General features: G+C 68.5%; 12 protein-coding genes. 8 read left to right on the forward strand and 4 right to left on the reverse strand.

The genetic code is table 11. The features are described from left to right. Positions 1-131: 131 nt before the first annotated feature. Positions 132-3,971, reverse strand: coding sequence for an ATP-dependent RNA helicase HrpA (hrpA, locus tag HNR28_RS15580; RefSeq protein WP_043687034.1), 3,840 nt, complete (start codon positions 3,969-3,971; stop codon positions 132-134). A 147-nt stretch (positions 3,972-4,118) separates the two neighbouring features. On the opposite strand from hrpA, the gene argA reads away from it, so the two are divergent. Then, positions 4,119-5,474: an amino-acid N-acetyltransferase gene (argA, locus tag HNR28_RS15585; protein WP_043683331.1), complete on the forward strand. Its 1,356-nt coding sequence runs from the start codon at positions 4,119-4,121 to the stop codon at positions 5,472-5,474. Between the two features lie 139 nt (positions 5,475-5,613). Beyond that, the gene (locus HNR28_RS15590) at positions 5,614-5,886 is read left to right on the forward strand and encodes an oxidative damage protection protein (protein WP_043687037.1); all 273 of its coding nucleotides are present in this window, start codon (positions 5,614-5,616) and stop codon (positions 5,884-5,886) included. Between the two features lie 172 nt (positions 5,887-6,058). Here HNR28_RS15590 and phoU read toward each other — a convergent pair whose 3' ends face one another. Both phoU and rpiA read right to left on the reverse strand, forming a co-directional pair. Beyond that, positions 6,059-6,796 (reverse strand): phosphate signaling complex protein PhoU, encoded by a 738-nt coding sequence (phoU, locus tag HNR28_RS15595; protein WP_043683334.1) that lies wholly within the window; start codon positions 6,794-6,796, stop codon positions 6,059-6,061. A 212-nt stretch (positions 6,797-7,008) separates the two neighbouring features. After that, on the reverse strand, positions 7,009-7,689 hold the full coding sequence (gene rpiA / locus HNR28_RS15600; protein ID WP_043683337.1) for a ribose-5-phosphate isomerase RpiA: 681 nt from the start codon (positions 7,687-7,689) through the stop codon (positions 7,009-7,011). A gap of 265 nt (positions 7,690-7,954) precedes the next feature. Here rpiA and HNR28_RS15605 point away from each other — a divergent pair, with 265 nt between their 5' ends. The 6 genes from HNR28_RS15605 to HNR28_RS15630 all read left to right on the forward strand — a co-directional run bounded on the left by HNR28_RS15605 (position 7,955) and on the right by HNR28_RS15630 (position 13,108). Further along, on the forward strand, positions 7,955-8,779 hold the full coding sequence (locus HNR28_RS15605) for an SIR2 family NAD-dependent protein deacylase (RefSeq protein ID WP_043683339.1): 825 nt from the start codon (positions 7,955-7,957) through the stop codon (positions 8,777-8,779). A 35-nt stretch (positions 8,780-8,814) separates the two neighbouring features. Next, the gene (locus HNR28_RS15610) at positions 8,815-9,783 is read left to right on the forward strand and encodes a helix-turn-helix transcriptional regulator (RefSeq protein WP_151024106.1); all 969 of its coding nucleotides are present in this window, start codon (positions 8,815-8,817) and stop codon (positions 9,781-9,783) included. Positions 9,784-9,988: 205 nt separating this feature from the next. Then, the gene (locus tag HNR28_RS15615) at positions 9,989-10,798 is read left to right on the forward strand and encodes an EcsC family protein (protein ID WP_043683344.1); all 810 of its coding nucleotides are present in this window, start codon (positions 9,989-9,991) and stop codon (positions 10,796-10,798) included. A 136-nt stretch (positions 10,799-10,934) separates the two neighbouring features. Then, on the forward strand, positions 10,935-12,410 hold the full coding sequence (locus tag HNR28_RS15620; RefSeq protein WP_151024107.1) for an inorganic phosphate transporter: 1,476 nt from the start codon (positions 10,935-10,937) through the stop codon (positions 12,408-12,410). Between the two features lie 127 nt (positions 12,411-12,537). Beyond that, positions 12,538-12,810, forward strand: coding sequence for a type II toxin-antitoxin system RelB/DinJ family antitoxin (locus HNR28_RS15625; RefSeq protein WP_151024108.1), 273 nt, complete (start codon positions 12,538-12,540; stop codon positions 12,808-12,810). Beyond that, entirely contained in the window at positions 12,788-13,108 is a 321-nt protein-coding gene (locus tag HNR28_RS15630) for a type II toxin-antitoxin system YafQ family toxin (protein ID WP_151024109.1), read from the forward strand. Before HNR28_RS15625 ends, HNR28_RS15630 begins: the two co-directional genes overlap by 23 nt. A gap of 75 nt (positions 13,109-13,183) precedes the next feature. Here HNR28_RS15630 and HNR28_RS15635 read toward each other — a convergent pair whose 3' ends face one another. After that, entirely contained in the window at positions 13,184-15,331 is a 2,148-nt protein-coding gene (locus HNR28_RS15635; protein ID WP_151024110.1) for an AAA family ATPase, read from the reverse strand. Between the last annotated feature and the right edge of the window lie 22 nt (positions 15,332-15,353).

Genomic DNA, 15,353 nt, shown 5'->3' on the forward strand with positions numbered 1-15,353 from the left:
TAAATACAGGCCCATATTACCGTGAATCGGGGAATTCAATGACGTGGATTCAGGAAAACAATGACGTAAATCCGGGAATTCGCATCCGTGAATTCCGGAATCCAGAAAGCCGGAACCCTCTCCTTCTCTCTCTAGCGCGGCAGGGCGGCCCAGGCCTTCTCCAGGCGCTTGACCGAGACCGGGAAGGGCGTGCGCAGGGTCTGGGCATAGAGCGCCACGCGCAGTTCCTCCAGCTGCCAGCGGAAGGCGTCGAGCCGGGCGTCGGGCGCGCCCTTGAGCGCCGCGCGCGCGCGCTGCCAGGGCGTGGTCAGCCGGGCGATGTCGGCCATGGCGGCGGCGTCGCGCGCGGGGTCGGCGCGCAGCTTGTCGATGCGCATCTGCGCGGCCTTCAGGTAGCGCGGCAGGTGCCCGAGCTGCTCGGGCGGCGTGTCGCGCACGAAGGCCGGCCCCACCAGGGCGTCGAGCTGCTGGCGGATGTCCTGCTGTGCCTGGGGCCAGGGACGGGCCTGCGGCAGTTTCTTCAGCAAGGCGGCGCGCTCGGCCAGGATGGCGCCGGCCAGGCGGGCCAGCTCCTGGGCCAGCAGGCCCAGGCGCGCGCGGCCTTCCGCGCAGCGCCGCTCGAAGGCCGCCGCGTCGGCGGGCCAGGGCTCCATCAGGCAGGCCTGGTCCAGCGCCGCGTCGATCAGCTGGTCGCGCAGTTCCTGCTGGGTGCCCAGGTCCATGTACAGCATGCCCATGCGGGTCAGGTCCGGCAGGTTCTTTTCCAGGTAGCGCACCTGTTCCCGCAGCGCCAGGCGGAACAGCCGGCGCAGGCCGACCGCGTGCACGCGCCGGGCCTCCTGGGGATCGTCGAAGACGTCCAGGTCGCAGGATTCGCCGCGGTCGCGCAGCGCCGGGTAGCCGATCAGGGACTGGCCGCCGCGCTGGATCTCCAGCAGCTCGGGCAGCTCGCCGAAGGTCCAGGCCGTCAGGCCCTCGTGGTCCAGGACGCGCGAGGCCTGCTGGTCGCGCGCGGCCAGCTGCTGGAACGAGGCCTGGGCCTGGCGGCCGTGCTCGGCGCGCAGCTGGTCCAGATTGCGGCCGCCGGAGAGCATACGGCCGTGCTCGTCCACCACCTTGAAGTTCATGAACAGGTGCGGCGGCAGGGTCTCCAGCTTGAAGTCGGTAGGCTGGACGCGCACCCGGCACTGTTCCCAGATGTCCCGCGCCAGGGCGTCCAGCAGGCCCATGCCGGGATCGGCGGCGCGCTCGAACCAGCGCTCGTGGAAGCCGGCCGCGTAGTCGGGCAGCGGCACGCAATGGCGGCGCAGCTTCTGCGGCAGGGATTTCAGCAGCAGATGGACTTTTTCCTTGAGCATGCCCGGCACCAGCCATTCGCAGCGCGCGGCGTCGATCTGGTTGAGCGCGAACAGCGGCACGGTCAGCGTCATGCCGTCGCGCGGCGAGCCGGGCTCGAAATGGTAGTCCACCGCGAGTTCGGTCCCGGCCCAGGCCAGGCGGCGCGGAAAGACCTCCGTCGTGACGCCGGCGGCGTCGTGGCGCATCAGTTCGTCGCGGCTCAGGTTCAGCCGCGCGGCCGCCTCGGCGTCCAGGCCCTTGTACCAGGCCTCCAGCGTGGCCGTCTGGCACACGTCGGCGGGGATCTGCCGGTCGTAGAAGGCGTGGATCAGCGCGTCGTCCACCAGGATGTCCGGGCGGCGGCTCTGGTGCTCCAGCCGCTCGATGGACGCGATCAGCCGCCGGTTGTGGGCGATGAAGGGCAGCTTGCTGTCGATGTCCCCCGGCACCAGGGCGTCGCGGATGAAGATTTCCCGCGCGGCCCTGGGATCGACGCGGCCGTAGTGCACGCGGCGCCCGGTGTACACCGGCAGGCCGTGCACGGTGCCGCGCTCGTTGGCGACGACCTGGCCGGCCTTCTTTTCCCAGCGCGGGTCGGACCAGGCGCGCTTGAGCAGGTGGGCGCCGGCCCGTTCGACCCAGGCCGGCTCGATCTGCGCCACGCAGCGGGCATACAGGCGGGTGGTCTCCACCAGCTCGGCCGCCAGCACCCAGCGGCCGGCCTTCTTCTGCAGGGGCGAGCCCGGATGGATGGCGAAGCGGATGTCGTGCGCGCCCTGGTACAGGCCGCCGTCCTCGGATTTCATGCCGATGTTGCCCAGCAGCCCGGCCAGCAGGGCCATGTGGATCTGCTCGCGCGTGGCCGGGGTCTGGTTCAGCCGCCAGCCCTGCTCGCGCGCCAGGGTCAGCAGCTGCGTGTGCGTATCGTGCCATTCGCGCAGCCGGATGGGCGAGAGGAACTTCGCGCGGATCTGGTCCACCAGCTTGCGCTGCGAGGCCTTGTGCGCGACCTGCTCGCCATACCACTGCCAGAGCTTGAGCCAGGCGAGGAATTCCGACTGCTTGTCGTTGAACTGGGCGTGGGCGTTGTCGGCGGCCTCGCGCGCCTGCATGGGACGGTCGCGCGGGTCCTGCACGGACAGCGCCGCGGCGATGACGAGGATTTCCGCCAGGCACTGGTGTTCGTGCGCGGCGAAGACCATGCGCGCGATGCGCGGATCGACGGGCAGCTTGGCCAGGACGCGGCCCACGTCCGTCAGGCGGTTGCGCTCGTCGAGCGCGCCCAGTTCCTGCAGCAGCTGGTAGCCGTCGGCGATGGCCCGGCCGGTGGGCGGCTCGACGAAGGGAAAGGCCTCGATGTCGTCCAGGCGCAGGGATTTCATGCGCAGGATGACGGACGCCAGGGACGAGCGCAGGATTTCCGGGTCCGTGAAGGCCGGCCGCTGCTTGAAGTCGTCCTCGGCGTACAGGCGGATGCACACGCCCGGCCCCAGGCGGCCGCAACGGCCGGCGCGCTGGTTGGCCGAGGCCTGGCTGACGGGCTCGATGCGCAACTGCTCGACCTTGCTGCGCCAGGAATAGCGCTTGATGCGCGCCAGGCCGCTGTCCACGACATAGCGGATGCCCGGCACGGTGAGCGAGGTCTCGGCCACGTTGGTGGCCAGCACGATGCGCCGGACGTTGCCGCGCGGATGGAAGATCTGCTCCTGCTCCGCGCGCGACAGCCGCGCGTACAGCGGCAGCACCAGGGCGCCGGCCGGATGGCGCTTGCGCAGGGCCTCGGCGCATTCGCGGATTTCGCGCTCGCCGGGCAGGAAGACCAGCACGTCGCCGGTGCCGTGGCGCGCGCATTCGTCCACGCCGTCCACCACGGCATCGACCAGGTCGCGCTCCTCGTCGCCCTGCGCCGGTTTGCGGCCGGCGGAATCCTCGTCCCCGTCGCGCCGCACGGGACGGTAGCGCAGTTCCACCGGGAACAGGCGGCCCGAGACCTGGATCACCGGCGCCGGCCGCTCCGGCGTGCCGAAATGCCGGGCGAAGCGGTCCGCGTCGATGGTGGCCGAGGTGATGATCAGCTTCAGGTCCTTGCGGCGCGCCAGCAGGCGCTTGAGGAAACCGAGCAGGAAATCGATGTTCAGGCTGCGCTCGTGCGCCTCGTCGATGATGAGGGTGTCGTAGCGGCGCAGCAGCGGATCGCGCTGGGTCTCGGCCAGCAGGATGCCGTCGGTCATCAGCTTGATGGCCGTCGCCGGGCCGGCGCGCTCGGAAAAGCGGATCTGGTAGCCCACCCAGTCGCCCAGTTCGGTCTTCAGTTCCTCGGCCACGCGCTGCGCGACGGACGTCGCGGCCAGGCGGCGCGGCTGGGTGTGGCCGATCATGCCGGCGCGGCCGCGCCCCAGCTCCAGGCAGATCTTGGGCAGCTGGGTGGTCTTGCCCGAACCGGTCTCGCCGCAGACGATGACCACCGGATGCGCGGCGATGGCGCGCGCGATCTCCTCGCGGCAGGCGCTGACGGGCAGGTCTTCCGGATACTGGATGGGCGGCAGGGGGCGGTCGCCGGCGCCGGCGGGCGGGCGCGGCTGCGCGGCCCGGGCGGGCGTCCGGCGGGTCGGCTGCGATGGATTTTCTGGCAAGACGTCGGGTTCCACGAAGGGATGAAGCGTGCTGTCCGCCCGGCGCCACAGAATGCGGCCGGGAAAGGACAATCGCTCATTATAATTTCGCTATCGCCCGAGACGCCCTTCCCCCTTCATTCCCCGCCGCCGAATCCGCCGCCCGCCATGAGTTCCACTGAAACCGACACCTATTCCGCCCAGGACGCCCCCGAATTCGCCCCCGCGCAGTTCGTGCGCTGGTTCCGCGAGGTCGCGCCCTACGTGCACGACTTCCGCGGCAAGACCTTCGTGGTGGCCTTCGGCGGCGAACTGATCGAGGACGGCGGACTGGAGGACCTGGTGGCCGACCTGTCCCTGCTGTCGGCGCTGGGGATCAAGCTGGTCCTGGTGCACGGCTCGCGTCCCCAGGTCAACGAGCAGCTGCGCCTGAAGGGCCAGACCACCCAGTTCGGCCGCGGCACGGAGCCCACCAGCCCGGAAGCCCTGGAATGCGCCAAGGAGGCCGCCGGGGAAATCCGCCTGGACATCGAGGCCGCCTTCAGCCAGGGGCTGCCCAACACGCCCATGTCGCACGCCAAGATCCGCGTGATCTCGGGCAATTTCGTCACCGCGCGGCCGGTGGGCGTGATCGACGGCGTGGACTACCGGCGCGCCGGCACGGTGCGCAAGCTCGACATCGAGGCGATGCGCAACGTCATCAGCCAGGGCGCCATCGTGCTGCTCTCGCCGCTGGGCTTCTCGCCCACCGGCGAGGCCTTCAATCTGGCCATGGAAGACCTGGCCACCAACGCCGCCGTGGCGCTGCGCGCCGAAAAGCTGATCTTCCTGACGCAGAACCGCACCGTCACCGAGACCGACGGCTCGGTGGACACCGAACTGGCCCGCAAGGACGCCGACGACCTGCTCGCCCAGGGCATCCTGGACGAGGACACGTCCACCTTCCTGCGCCACGCCTCCCTGGCGGTCAAGCGCGGGGTGGCGCGCGCGCATCTGGTGCCCTACACCATGGACGGCAGCATCCTGCTGGAAATCTTCACCCACGACGGGGTGGGCACCATGGTGGTCGAGGACACCCTGGAAGACCTGCGCCCGGCCATGGCCGACGACGTGGGCGCCATCGTCCAGCTGATCGAGCCCCTGGAGGCCGACGGCACCCTGGTGCCGCGCGGCCGCGCCGTGATCGAGCGCGACGTGGAAAAATTCACGGTGCTGGAGCACGACGGCGTGATCTACGGCTGCGTGGCCGTGATCCCCTACCTGGAGGACGGCATGGCCGAGATGGCCTGCCTGATCGTGCACCCCGAATGGCAGGGCACGGGCGACGGCGAGAAGCTGCTGCGCCACGCCGAGACCAGCGCCCGCGCCCTGGGCGCCCGGCGCCTGTTCGTGCTCACCACGCGCACCTCGCACTGGTTCCTCAAGCGCGGCTTCGTGCAGGGCGGCGTCTCCGACCTGCCCCACGAGAAGCGCGCCCACTACAACCATTCGCGCAACAGCCTGGTGTTCATCAAGCGGCTGTAAGAAACCGGACGGCGGGACGGGCGCCTGGCGGGATGCCATGTCCGGGCGGCGGCGCGATCACGGCCCGGCGCGGCCCCGGCCCGCGGCCCCGCGGGGCTACAATGCCGGCTTTCCCCACAGCGATGACGAGGCGCCCGACATGGCACGCATGATCCAATGCCGCAAACTCAAGCGCGAGGCCCAGGGCCTGGACTATCCCCCGTACCCCGGCGAACTGGGCGTGCGCATCTGGCGCGAGATTTCCAGGGACGCCTGGGCCAAGTGGCTGGACATCCAGACGCGGCTGGTCAACGAGAACCACCTGAGCCTGGCCGACCCCGAGGCGCGCAAGTTCCTCGCCGGACGGATGCAGGCGTTCCTGTTCGACGACCAGGACGTCGAGGCCCAGGGCTACGTGCCGCCCGGGGCCTGAGTGCCGCCCGGGGGCTGAGTGCCGCCTGGGGCCTGAGCGCGGCCCCGACTCGCCCCGCCGCTGCGTGAACGCCAGGCGGGCACCGCGGCGCGGGGCCGCCTGCGTCCTTCAGGCCCGCCCTGCGGCGCGGGGCCGTCTGCGCACGGCCTTCGGGCGTGTCCCGCGGCGGGGATCAGCCGCGCGTGTCCTTCGAGGCGTCGCGCGGCTCGGGCGGCTCGCCGCGCGCCAGCCGTTCGGTGTTGGTGACGCCCGTGTGGCGCACATCGTCGCCGCGCACCATGTAGATCACGCGCTCGGCCATGTTCTTGGCGTGGTCGCCGATGCGCTCCAGCGCGCGGGCGATGAAGATCAGGTCGATGGAGCGCGAGATCGTGCGCGGATCCTCGATCATGTAGGTGATGATGTGGCGCAGGGAGGCCTTCCATTCCTTGTCCACGTCCTTGTCGTTGCGCACCACCTGGGCGGCGGCGACGGGATCCTCGCGGGCGAAGGCGTCCAGCGCCGCCCGGATCATGCTGGCCACCGCGTCGGCCATGTGGCGCAGTTCCACCACCGGCTCGTAGGATGAATCGGACTCGTGCAGGCGGCGGGCCACCTTGGCGATCTTCTCGGCCTCGTCGCCGCAGCGTTCCATGTCGGTCAGCATCTTCGAGATCGACAGCAGCAGGCGCAGGTCGCCCGCGGTGGGCTGGTTGCGCGCGATCAGCTGGCTGATGCGCTCGTCGATGTCGACCTCGAACTGGTTGACCTGCCGCTCGTGCTCGCGGACCCGGTCCACCAGATGCAGCTCGCCGCGGGACAGGGCCTGCATGCCGTCCAGCACCATGGATTCGACCAGCCCGCCCATCTGCAGGAACATGGACCGCGTCGTTTCGAGCTCGCTGTGAAATTGCTTGTTGGTGTGTTCCAATCCGGGACCTCTGTCTGCCTGTGTCTGGGGGCCGTCCAGGCGCGTTCAACGAGCGCAAAGCGTACCATCGCACCCGCCGCCTGGGAAGGAACCCCCAGCATAGCAGCGCCATGTGACGGAAACATGACGGCGGGCCCACGTCCCGTCCCGGCCCGGTCCCGCCCTCCCGCAGGGCAAGGGAGAGGGAGAGCGGGGGCGCCGCCGGGCCGGCTTCAGTCGAGCAGTTCCAGTCGCGACACGCCGTCCTGCCCCGCCACCAGCGCCACCTGGGCGCCGGAGATCGCGAACAGACCGCAGCAGACCACGCCCGGGATGTTGTTCAGCAGCGCCTCGAATTCGGCGGGATCGCCGTAGTTCAGGCCGGAAACGTCCAGGATCTGGTTGCCGTTGTCCGTGACGAAGCCTTCGCGCAGGCACGGCTGCCCGCCCAGCTGGCGCACCTGCCGGGCGACGGCCTCGCGCGCCAGGGGGATGACCTCGATGGGCAGCGGAAAGGCGCCCAGGCGCTCGACCAGCTTGGACTCGTCGACGATGCAGACGAAGCGGTCCGCCACCGAGGCGACGATCTTCTCGCGCGTCAGCGCCCCGCCGCCGCCCTTCACCATGTTCAGCTGGGGGTCGATCTCGTCGGCGCCGTCCACGTACAGCGCCAGCGCGGCCACGTCGTTCAGGTCCAGCACCTCGATGCCCGCCGCCCGCAGGCGGCGCGTGCTGCGCTCCGAGCTGGACACCGCCGCGCGGAATTCCTGCCGGTGGGGCGCCAGCAGGTCGATGAAGCGGTCCACCGTCGATCCCGTTCCCACCCCCAGGATGCTGTCGGGCTGCAGTTGCGGCAGCACGTGGTCGAGGGCGGCCTGCGCCGCCTGTTGCTTGAGTTCGTCCTGAGTAAGCATGGGGATGTCCGGAGAGGGTCTGGGAGGCCCGTATTGTAATTTGCAATGGTCCCGTTCCTCGCAATGGCCCCCGTTCCGTCATGGCACCCCGTCCCGTCATGGCGCCCCGTCCCGTCATGGCACCCCGTTCCGTCATGGCACCCGTCCCGTAACGGCGCCGTTCCGGCGACGCATCTTTCCGGCGACGCATCCTTCCGGCGACGCATTCTGTCGTGGGCCGCCGCTAGACTGGCTTTGTGTCCCCACTCGCAAAGGAATCGCAGCAATGCCGCCCACCGAAGCACAATGGAACCGCGCCCTGGACTACCTGCGCGCAGCCCAGGGGCTGCTGATCACCGCCGGCGCCGGCATGGGCGTGGATTCGGGCCTGCCGGACTTCCGCGGCAAGGAGGGCCTGTGGAAGGCCTATCCCGCCCTGCGCCAGGCCCGCCTGGATTTCAAGCGCATCGCGCAGCCCGAGGCCTTCGACCGCTGGCCCGCGCTGGCCTGGGGCTTCTATGGCCATCGCCTGTCCATGTACCGCCGCGCCGTGCCGCACGCAGGCTTCGGCATCCTGCTGCGCTGGGCCGAACGCCTGCCCCATGGCGCCTTCGTCTTCACCAGCAACGTCGACGGCCAGTTCCAGCGGGCGGGCTTCGACCCGGACCGCATCCTGGAATGCCACGGTTCGCTGCACTGGATGCAATGCCACGCCCATTGCCGGTCGCGGATCTGGCCGGCCGACGGCTTCGAGCCGGATGTCGATCCGCATACCTGCCGCCTGCGCTCCCCGCTCCCGCTTTGTCCCGACTGCGGCGCCCTGGCCCGCCCCAACGTCCTGATGTTCAACGACCTGGACTGGGAAATGGCACGCATGGTGGCCCAACGCGACCGTCTGAACGCCTGGCTGGAATCCGTCGGCGGCGACCGCCTGGCCGTCATCGAACTGGGCGCGGGCCAGGCGATCCCGTCGGTGCGCCACTTCAGCCTGCGCACCGGCCACCCCATCCTGCGCATCAACGTCCGCGACAGCGCCATTTCTCCGCGCTGGGGCGTGGGCCTGGAAGGCACGGCGCTGCAGACGCTGCGATGGCTGGACGCCCGCATCTGATCCATACTGGCGGTTTTACGCGCCCCGCCCCCGACATGGCCAAACGATCCTCGACCCTGGAAACCACCCTGCTGGCACTGGAAATGCTGCGCCGGATTCCACGCGCCCCCCGCTCGATCACCGCCGGCGAACTGCACGCGCAACTGGTCGCCAGCGGCTTTGAACGCGACCTGCGCACCATCCAGCGGCAGCTGGACATGCTCAGCACGCACCTGGGCATCGAACGCGACGACGGGAGCGCCCCCTACCGCTACCGGTGGCTGCCGCACGCCAGGCCGCTGGCCATCCCCCACCTGAGCCCGCAGGAATCCCTGCTGCTGAAGCTGGCCGAGGAACACTTGCGCCCCCTGCTGCCCGCCCACCTGATGAAATCCATGGAAGGTTTCTTCGTCCAGGCGCGGCACAACCTGGAACCCGATGGCAATGCCCGGCTGGAACGCGAATGGCCGTCCAAGATCCGCACCGTCGCCACCAGCCAGCCGCTGCTGCCGCCGAAAATCGTGCCCGGCGTGCTGGAGACGGTCAGCGAAGCCCTGTACCATAACCATTGGCTGCGGCTGGACTACAAGAATGCCGCCGGCCGGCGCACGACGGTCGAAGTCATGCCCCTGGGCCTGGCCCAGCAAGGCCCCCGCCTGTATCTGGTGTGCCGCTACCGGGGGTTCGACAACGAGCGCAGCCTGGCCCTGCACCGCATCCTGAGCGCCGGGCAGGCCTCCACCATCCCGTTCGACCGGCCCCGGGATTTCGACCTGGCACAATACGACGCCGACGGCCGCTTCCGCTTCGGCGAGGGCGCGCTCGTCCGCCTGCGCTTCCGGATCGACCGGCGTACCGGCCATCATCTGCGGGAAACGCCGCTCTCCAAGGACCAGACGGTCACCGAGTGCGACGGCGACCGGCTGGAAATCGCCGCCACCGTGGTCGACAGCGCCATGCTGGACCAGTGGCTGAAGGGCTTCGGCGACGCGGTGGACGGGGTGCAAAAGGAGGCGGTGGCCTGAGCCGCTGCGCCGGCGTGGCCGGGCAGCGCGCGTCGCTGTGGCTGCAGGCGCGCGTCGCCTCCCCTATCCGGGGGCGCGGGCATGCGCGATGCGACATGCACGGCGCGATTCATAGAATCAGTGTGACGACAAAGCCCTGGCGTCATATTCTGTCGCGTACCGGTCCGATCATGGCTCCGTTCCCATTGTCTCCAGGAGTTTTCCGATGAACGTCACGCCCTTCTCCCCAGCCGACCTCGACGCCCTGCGCCAGGCCCACGCCCTGCTTGAAAACCCGGGCCTGGCCGCGCGCATGACGAACCTGGTCGGCACGCCCATCGAGAAAGTCCTGGACCGGCTGCCCGAAGGCTGGAGCGCCCAGATCGGCCAGGTCACCCGGCTGGCGCTGAGCAAGGCCGCCGACGCCGCCCTCTTCACGATGGACGACAAGCCCCGCGACCGCAGCTCGAACTGGTGGCACAAGGTGGGCGCGGCCGCCACCGGCGGCGTGGGCGGCTTCTTCGGCCTGCCCGGCCTGGCGGTGGAACTGCCGATCTCCACCACGATCATGATGCGCTCGATCGCCGACATTGCCCGCAGCGAAGGCGAATCGCTGGCCGATCCCGGCACCCGGCTCGCCTGCCTGGAAGTCTTCGCCCTGGGCGGCAAGAGCGCGGCCGACGACGGCGCGGAAAGCGGCTACTACGTGGTGCGCGCGGCGCTGGCGCGCGCCATCAGCCAGGCCGCGGAATACGCCGCCGGCAGCGTCGCCGTCGAGAAAGCCGCCCCGCCCGCCCTGATGCGCCTGATCACGATGGTGGCCGAGCGCTTCGGCATCCAGATCACCGAAAAGGCCGCCGCCCAGGCCATCCCCGCCCTGGGCGCGGCGGGCGGCGCCCTGATCAACACCCTGTTCATCGACCACTTCCAGGACATGGCGCGGGGGCACTTCATCATCCGGCGGCTCGACCGGCGCTACGGCACGGAGGTGGTGCGGCTGGCGTACGAAGACCTGCACGGGCGGCGCGCGGACTGACCCTCCGGCGGGGAACGGTCCGCCGGCGCGGGTGGAAACGGCCGCACGGCCGCCGAAGGGAATGCGGAAAAAGGGGTATTCAAACTTTTTTTCGCAAATTTGCAATAATTCCGCGTCTCCCGAACGTTCCTCCATCATGCTCGACCTATTCTCCGGCTTGCCCCTTTCGGTCGGGCTCAGCCTGGTCCTGGCGCTGGCCCTCGTCCTGGTCTTTGAATTCATCAACGGCTTCCACGACACCGCCAATGCCGTCGCCACGGTCATCTACACCAAGGCCATGCCGCCGCACCTGGCGGTGCTCTTCTCGGGCATCTGCAACTTCCTGGGCGTGCTGCTCGGCGGCGTGGGGGTGGCCTACGCCATCGTCCACCTGCTGCCCGTGGAGCTGCTGCTCAACCTGGACAGCGGGCGCAGCCTGGCCATGGCGTTCTCCATGCTGGCCGCCGCCATCGTCTGGAACCTCGGCACCTGGTATTTCGGCATCCCCGCGTCCAGCTCGCATACGCTGATCGGCGCGATCCTGGGCGTGGGCCTGGCCAACGCCCTGCTGACCGGCCTGCCCGTGGGCATCGGCGTGAACTGGGGCAAGGCCATCGACATCGGCCTGTCGCTGATCATCTCGCCCGTGGCCGGCTTCATCGTCGCGGCGCTGCTGCTGCTCGGCCTGAAGAGGCTGTTCGCCGGCTCGAAGATGCACAAGACGCCCGAGCAGCGCCGCGCCATCGACAACAAGAAGCACCCGCCCTTCTGGAACCGGCTGGTGCTGGTGCTGTCGGCGATGTGCGTGAGCTTCGTGCACGGTTCCAACGACGGGCAGAAAGGCATCGGCCTGATCATGCTGGTGCTCATCGGCATCGTCCCGGCCAAGTTCGTGCTGGATCCGGCCAGCACGCCCTACCAGGTCCAGCGCACCGTCGACGCCGCCGCCCACCTGGGCGACTTCTACCAGCGCAACGCGGATACGCTGGGCGACTACCTGGCGCTCAAGCGGCCGCTGCGCACCGATCCGCCCCAGACGGCCCACTGCGATCCCCAGGATACGATGAGCGTCATCCGGGCGGTGCGCCGCAGCCTGGACGGCGTGCGCGTCTATGACGACCTGCCGCCCGACGCGCGCGTGCGCCTGCGCCGCTACCTGCTCTGCCTGGACGACACCGCCCGCAAGGTGGCCGGCCTGGACGCGCTGTCCCTCAGCGAAAAAGCCGATCTGCGGCGCCTGCGCGCCGACCTGACCGCCACGACGGAATACGCGCCGCTGTGGGTGATCGTCGCCGTCGCGCTGGCCCTGGGCGCCGGCACCATGCTGGGCTGGCGCCGCGTGGTACTGACCGTGGGCGAAAAGATCGGCCGGCAGGGGATGACCTACGCCCAGGGCATGGCCGCCCAGACCACCGCCGTCGTCGCCATCGGCGTGGCCAACATCTTCAGCCTGCCGGTCTCCACCACCCAGGTGCTGTCCTCGGGCGTGGCCGGCACCATGGTCGCCAACCGCAGCGGCCTGCACAACGGCACCGTGCGCATCATCCTGCTGGCCTGGCTGCTGACCTTCCCGGCCAGCATGCTGCTGTCGGCGGGGCTGTTCAGCCTGGCGGTGTGGGGGTTGGGGGTGTGAGGGGGGCATCGCCGGTATCCTCGGCATCGCTGGTACCCCCGGTATCGCACATCATGGCATCCGCTCTCTGGCGGCTTGACAGTATCTCAATGGAGATACAGAATCCATGGAAAGGGAGGATCGGCTCATGGCCCATTCCACGATGCTGCACGTCCGGGTGGACGAGGAAATCAAGACGCAGGCCAGCGAAGCACTGGCGGCGATGGGGCTGTCCGTCTCCGACGCGGTACGCATCCTGCTCAAGCGCGTGGTCAACGATCAGGCTTTCCCGCTCGAACTGAAGGTGCCCAACGCGGCCACACGCGCGGCCATGGAAGAAGCCCGCGCCATCGCACAGTCCCGTGCAGCACGGTTCAGTTCCGCGGACACGCTGATCGATGACCTCGAAAAAGCCAGCTGACAGCAAGCGGGCCAGGCCTCCGAGGACGTGCGACCACACCCGGGCTTTTCTCAAGGATTGGGAACGTCTTTCCCACTCGGGCCGCTACGATCTGACACGCCTGAAGGACGCAATGCTGCTGCTCATCGCGGACGATGCGCCGCTGGGCCCCGAATGGCGGGACCACCCGCTCAAGGGCGAGTGGGCCGACCACAGGGAATGCCATATTGGCGGCGATTTCCTGCTGATCTACCGGGCGGATGGCCATGCCGTCATCTTCGTGCGGACCGGCACGCATTCGGAATTGTTTGAAGAATGAGGGACGAGGCTTGTCAAGCGACATCAGGAATCGCCCCCTGATAATTATCGATATCAAACACAAACGACAAGTTCTTCAAACAAACCCAATCCCCCTCTTCCCGGCATCCGGCTTCAAATCCATCTCCATCCGCAAAGCCCCCAACACCCCCACATGATCCGCAAAGGGCTTGAACCGGTGCTGACGCGCGATGACGGCGAAATCCCCCGGAGCCAGCATGCGCATTCCATCCAGCACCCGCCAGACGGACTCGCTCGGTTCCAGCAAACCCATCGCCTTGCTGTGCCGCTGATACAAGGCCCGTGCCTGCTCCGGCCTCAGATAATGAAACCGGACCTTCAGGTCGAACCGGCGCAATGCCGCCTCATCCAGGTTGTCCATCAGATTGGTGGAGGCGATGAAAACCCCGGTGAAGGATTCCATTTGCGTCAGCATTTCATTGACCTGGGTGATTTCCCAGGACCGGCTGGCCCCCCGGCGGTCCTGCAGGAAACTGTCGACCTCGTCGATCAGCAGGATCGCACCGTCCCGCTGGGCGGACTCGAAGGCCTCGGCGATCTGTTTTTCGCTTTGACCCACCCACATGGACAGCAGATCGGACGCGCGGCGTACCAGCAGCGGCTTGTCCAATTCGCGCGCCAGCCACTGCGCCCAGGCGGTCTTGCCGGTGCCGGGCGGGCCGTACAGGCACAGGCGCGCGGATTCCACACGCGCCAGCCCCTGGACCAGGGACGGCAGGTCGGCATCCGCGCAGGACAATGCGGGGTCGTAGGTGTCGGGCAGATCGGCGGCTGACGCCCGCAGCAGCGCATCCTGGCCACAGGCTTTCAATGTGCCGCCGATCAGACGCTCGATGACCGCGCCGGTGTCGGCGTGCGCGGCAGCGCCCGCCGGATCGGATTGCGCCAGATGCACGACATCAACAGCTCGAGTCAGCAAAGCCGGCGGCAACTGCTCGATGGCGGACAGGCGTGCCTTGGCCCGGGATGTCAAAAAATCCCCAACGGCGGATTCGATCAGTTCCGCCCGCTGCCGGCGGGCCGGCACGGGGATTTCGATGACCAGATCGAAGCGGCGCAGGTAGGCCGGATCGATGCAGGCCACCGAATTGCTGATCCAGAGGGTCGGGACGGGATTTTCCTCCAGCAGGCGATTGATCCAGGCCTTGCTGATCTGCATATGGGCACTGCCACGGGACACCAGGAATCGGCCCGCCCCCGCAAACACGTCTTCGGCTTCGTCGAACACCAGCACAGGCCGGGGGCTGCGTGCGAATACGCACTGTGCGGTCCGGTAGGCGCGCAGACGCTTGTCGCCGCCGATGGCGTCACCGTCCTCGTCCTCGATGCAGACCTCGAAAGGCGATGCGTCCAGCATCTGGGCCAGCAGGCGGGACAACTGGGTCTTGCCGGTGCCCGGGCGGCCATGCAGCAAGACATTCACGCCGGGACGTCGGTGCGCCAGGGCCTGGCGCAGATAGGGAATCAGGGTGTCCAGCCAGGGCTGCACGTGAACATAGTCGTTCAACGACAGTTCCGGTGCGGGCGGCATGGATACGACACCTTCCAGCAACTCGACAGGTTCCGCATCGCGCGAGATCAGCGTGGCGGCAAACTGATCCGAGACGAACGAGAAAGAACTTTTATCGTATTTGGAGCCCAGCGACCAGGAGACGGACAAGAGGCCGCTGCGGACCAGGCGTCCTTTGGACGACAGCACGGCCTGGATATCGGCCGGCGCGTGCTCCAGCAAGGAGCCCAGGACACGATACATGCGGCTCGGACTCAGGGCATTGCCCAGCAATTCCATGGTTTCGCCCAGCAGCGAGTTATTGGCCAGCAATGCCGTGAATTCCAGGATGGTCCGCTCGGCCGCGGTCAGCCCCATCAAGGGCGCCAGGCGATCCAGGTTGCGACGCAGAGGACTGTCGTCCTCGTCCTGCTCGGCCTGTTCTTGCTCAGCCGCCTCATGCTGTTCGCGCAGCAACCGCAAGACGGTCTTGGGGTCGAAGTCCTCTTCGTCCATATCGACCCAGTCATCCAGGCCCAGAGCACGCGCGATGTCATCGTCATAAAGGCGGTCCTTGTCGATGAATTTGCGATGGCCCTGCAAGGGCACCAGGATGCGCAGCATCCAGAGGTGCGTCTGACGATCCAGGGAACGCTCCGGACGGGCGCTCCCGATCTTGATCCGGCTTTTTTTGGGGCTGGCGATACGCGACATGAAAAGCTCCTGTGATGAGCTT

Source organism: Castellaniella defragrans, assembly GCF_014203015.1.
GTDB classification, from domain to species: domain Bacteria; phylum Pseudomonadota; class Gammaproteobacteria; order Burkholderiales; family Burkholderiaceae_B; genus Castellaniella; species Castellaniella defragrans.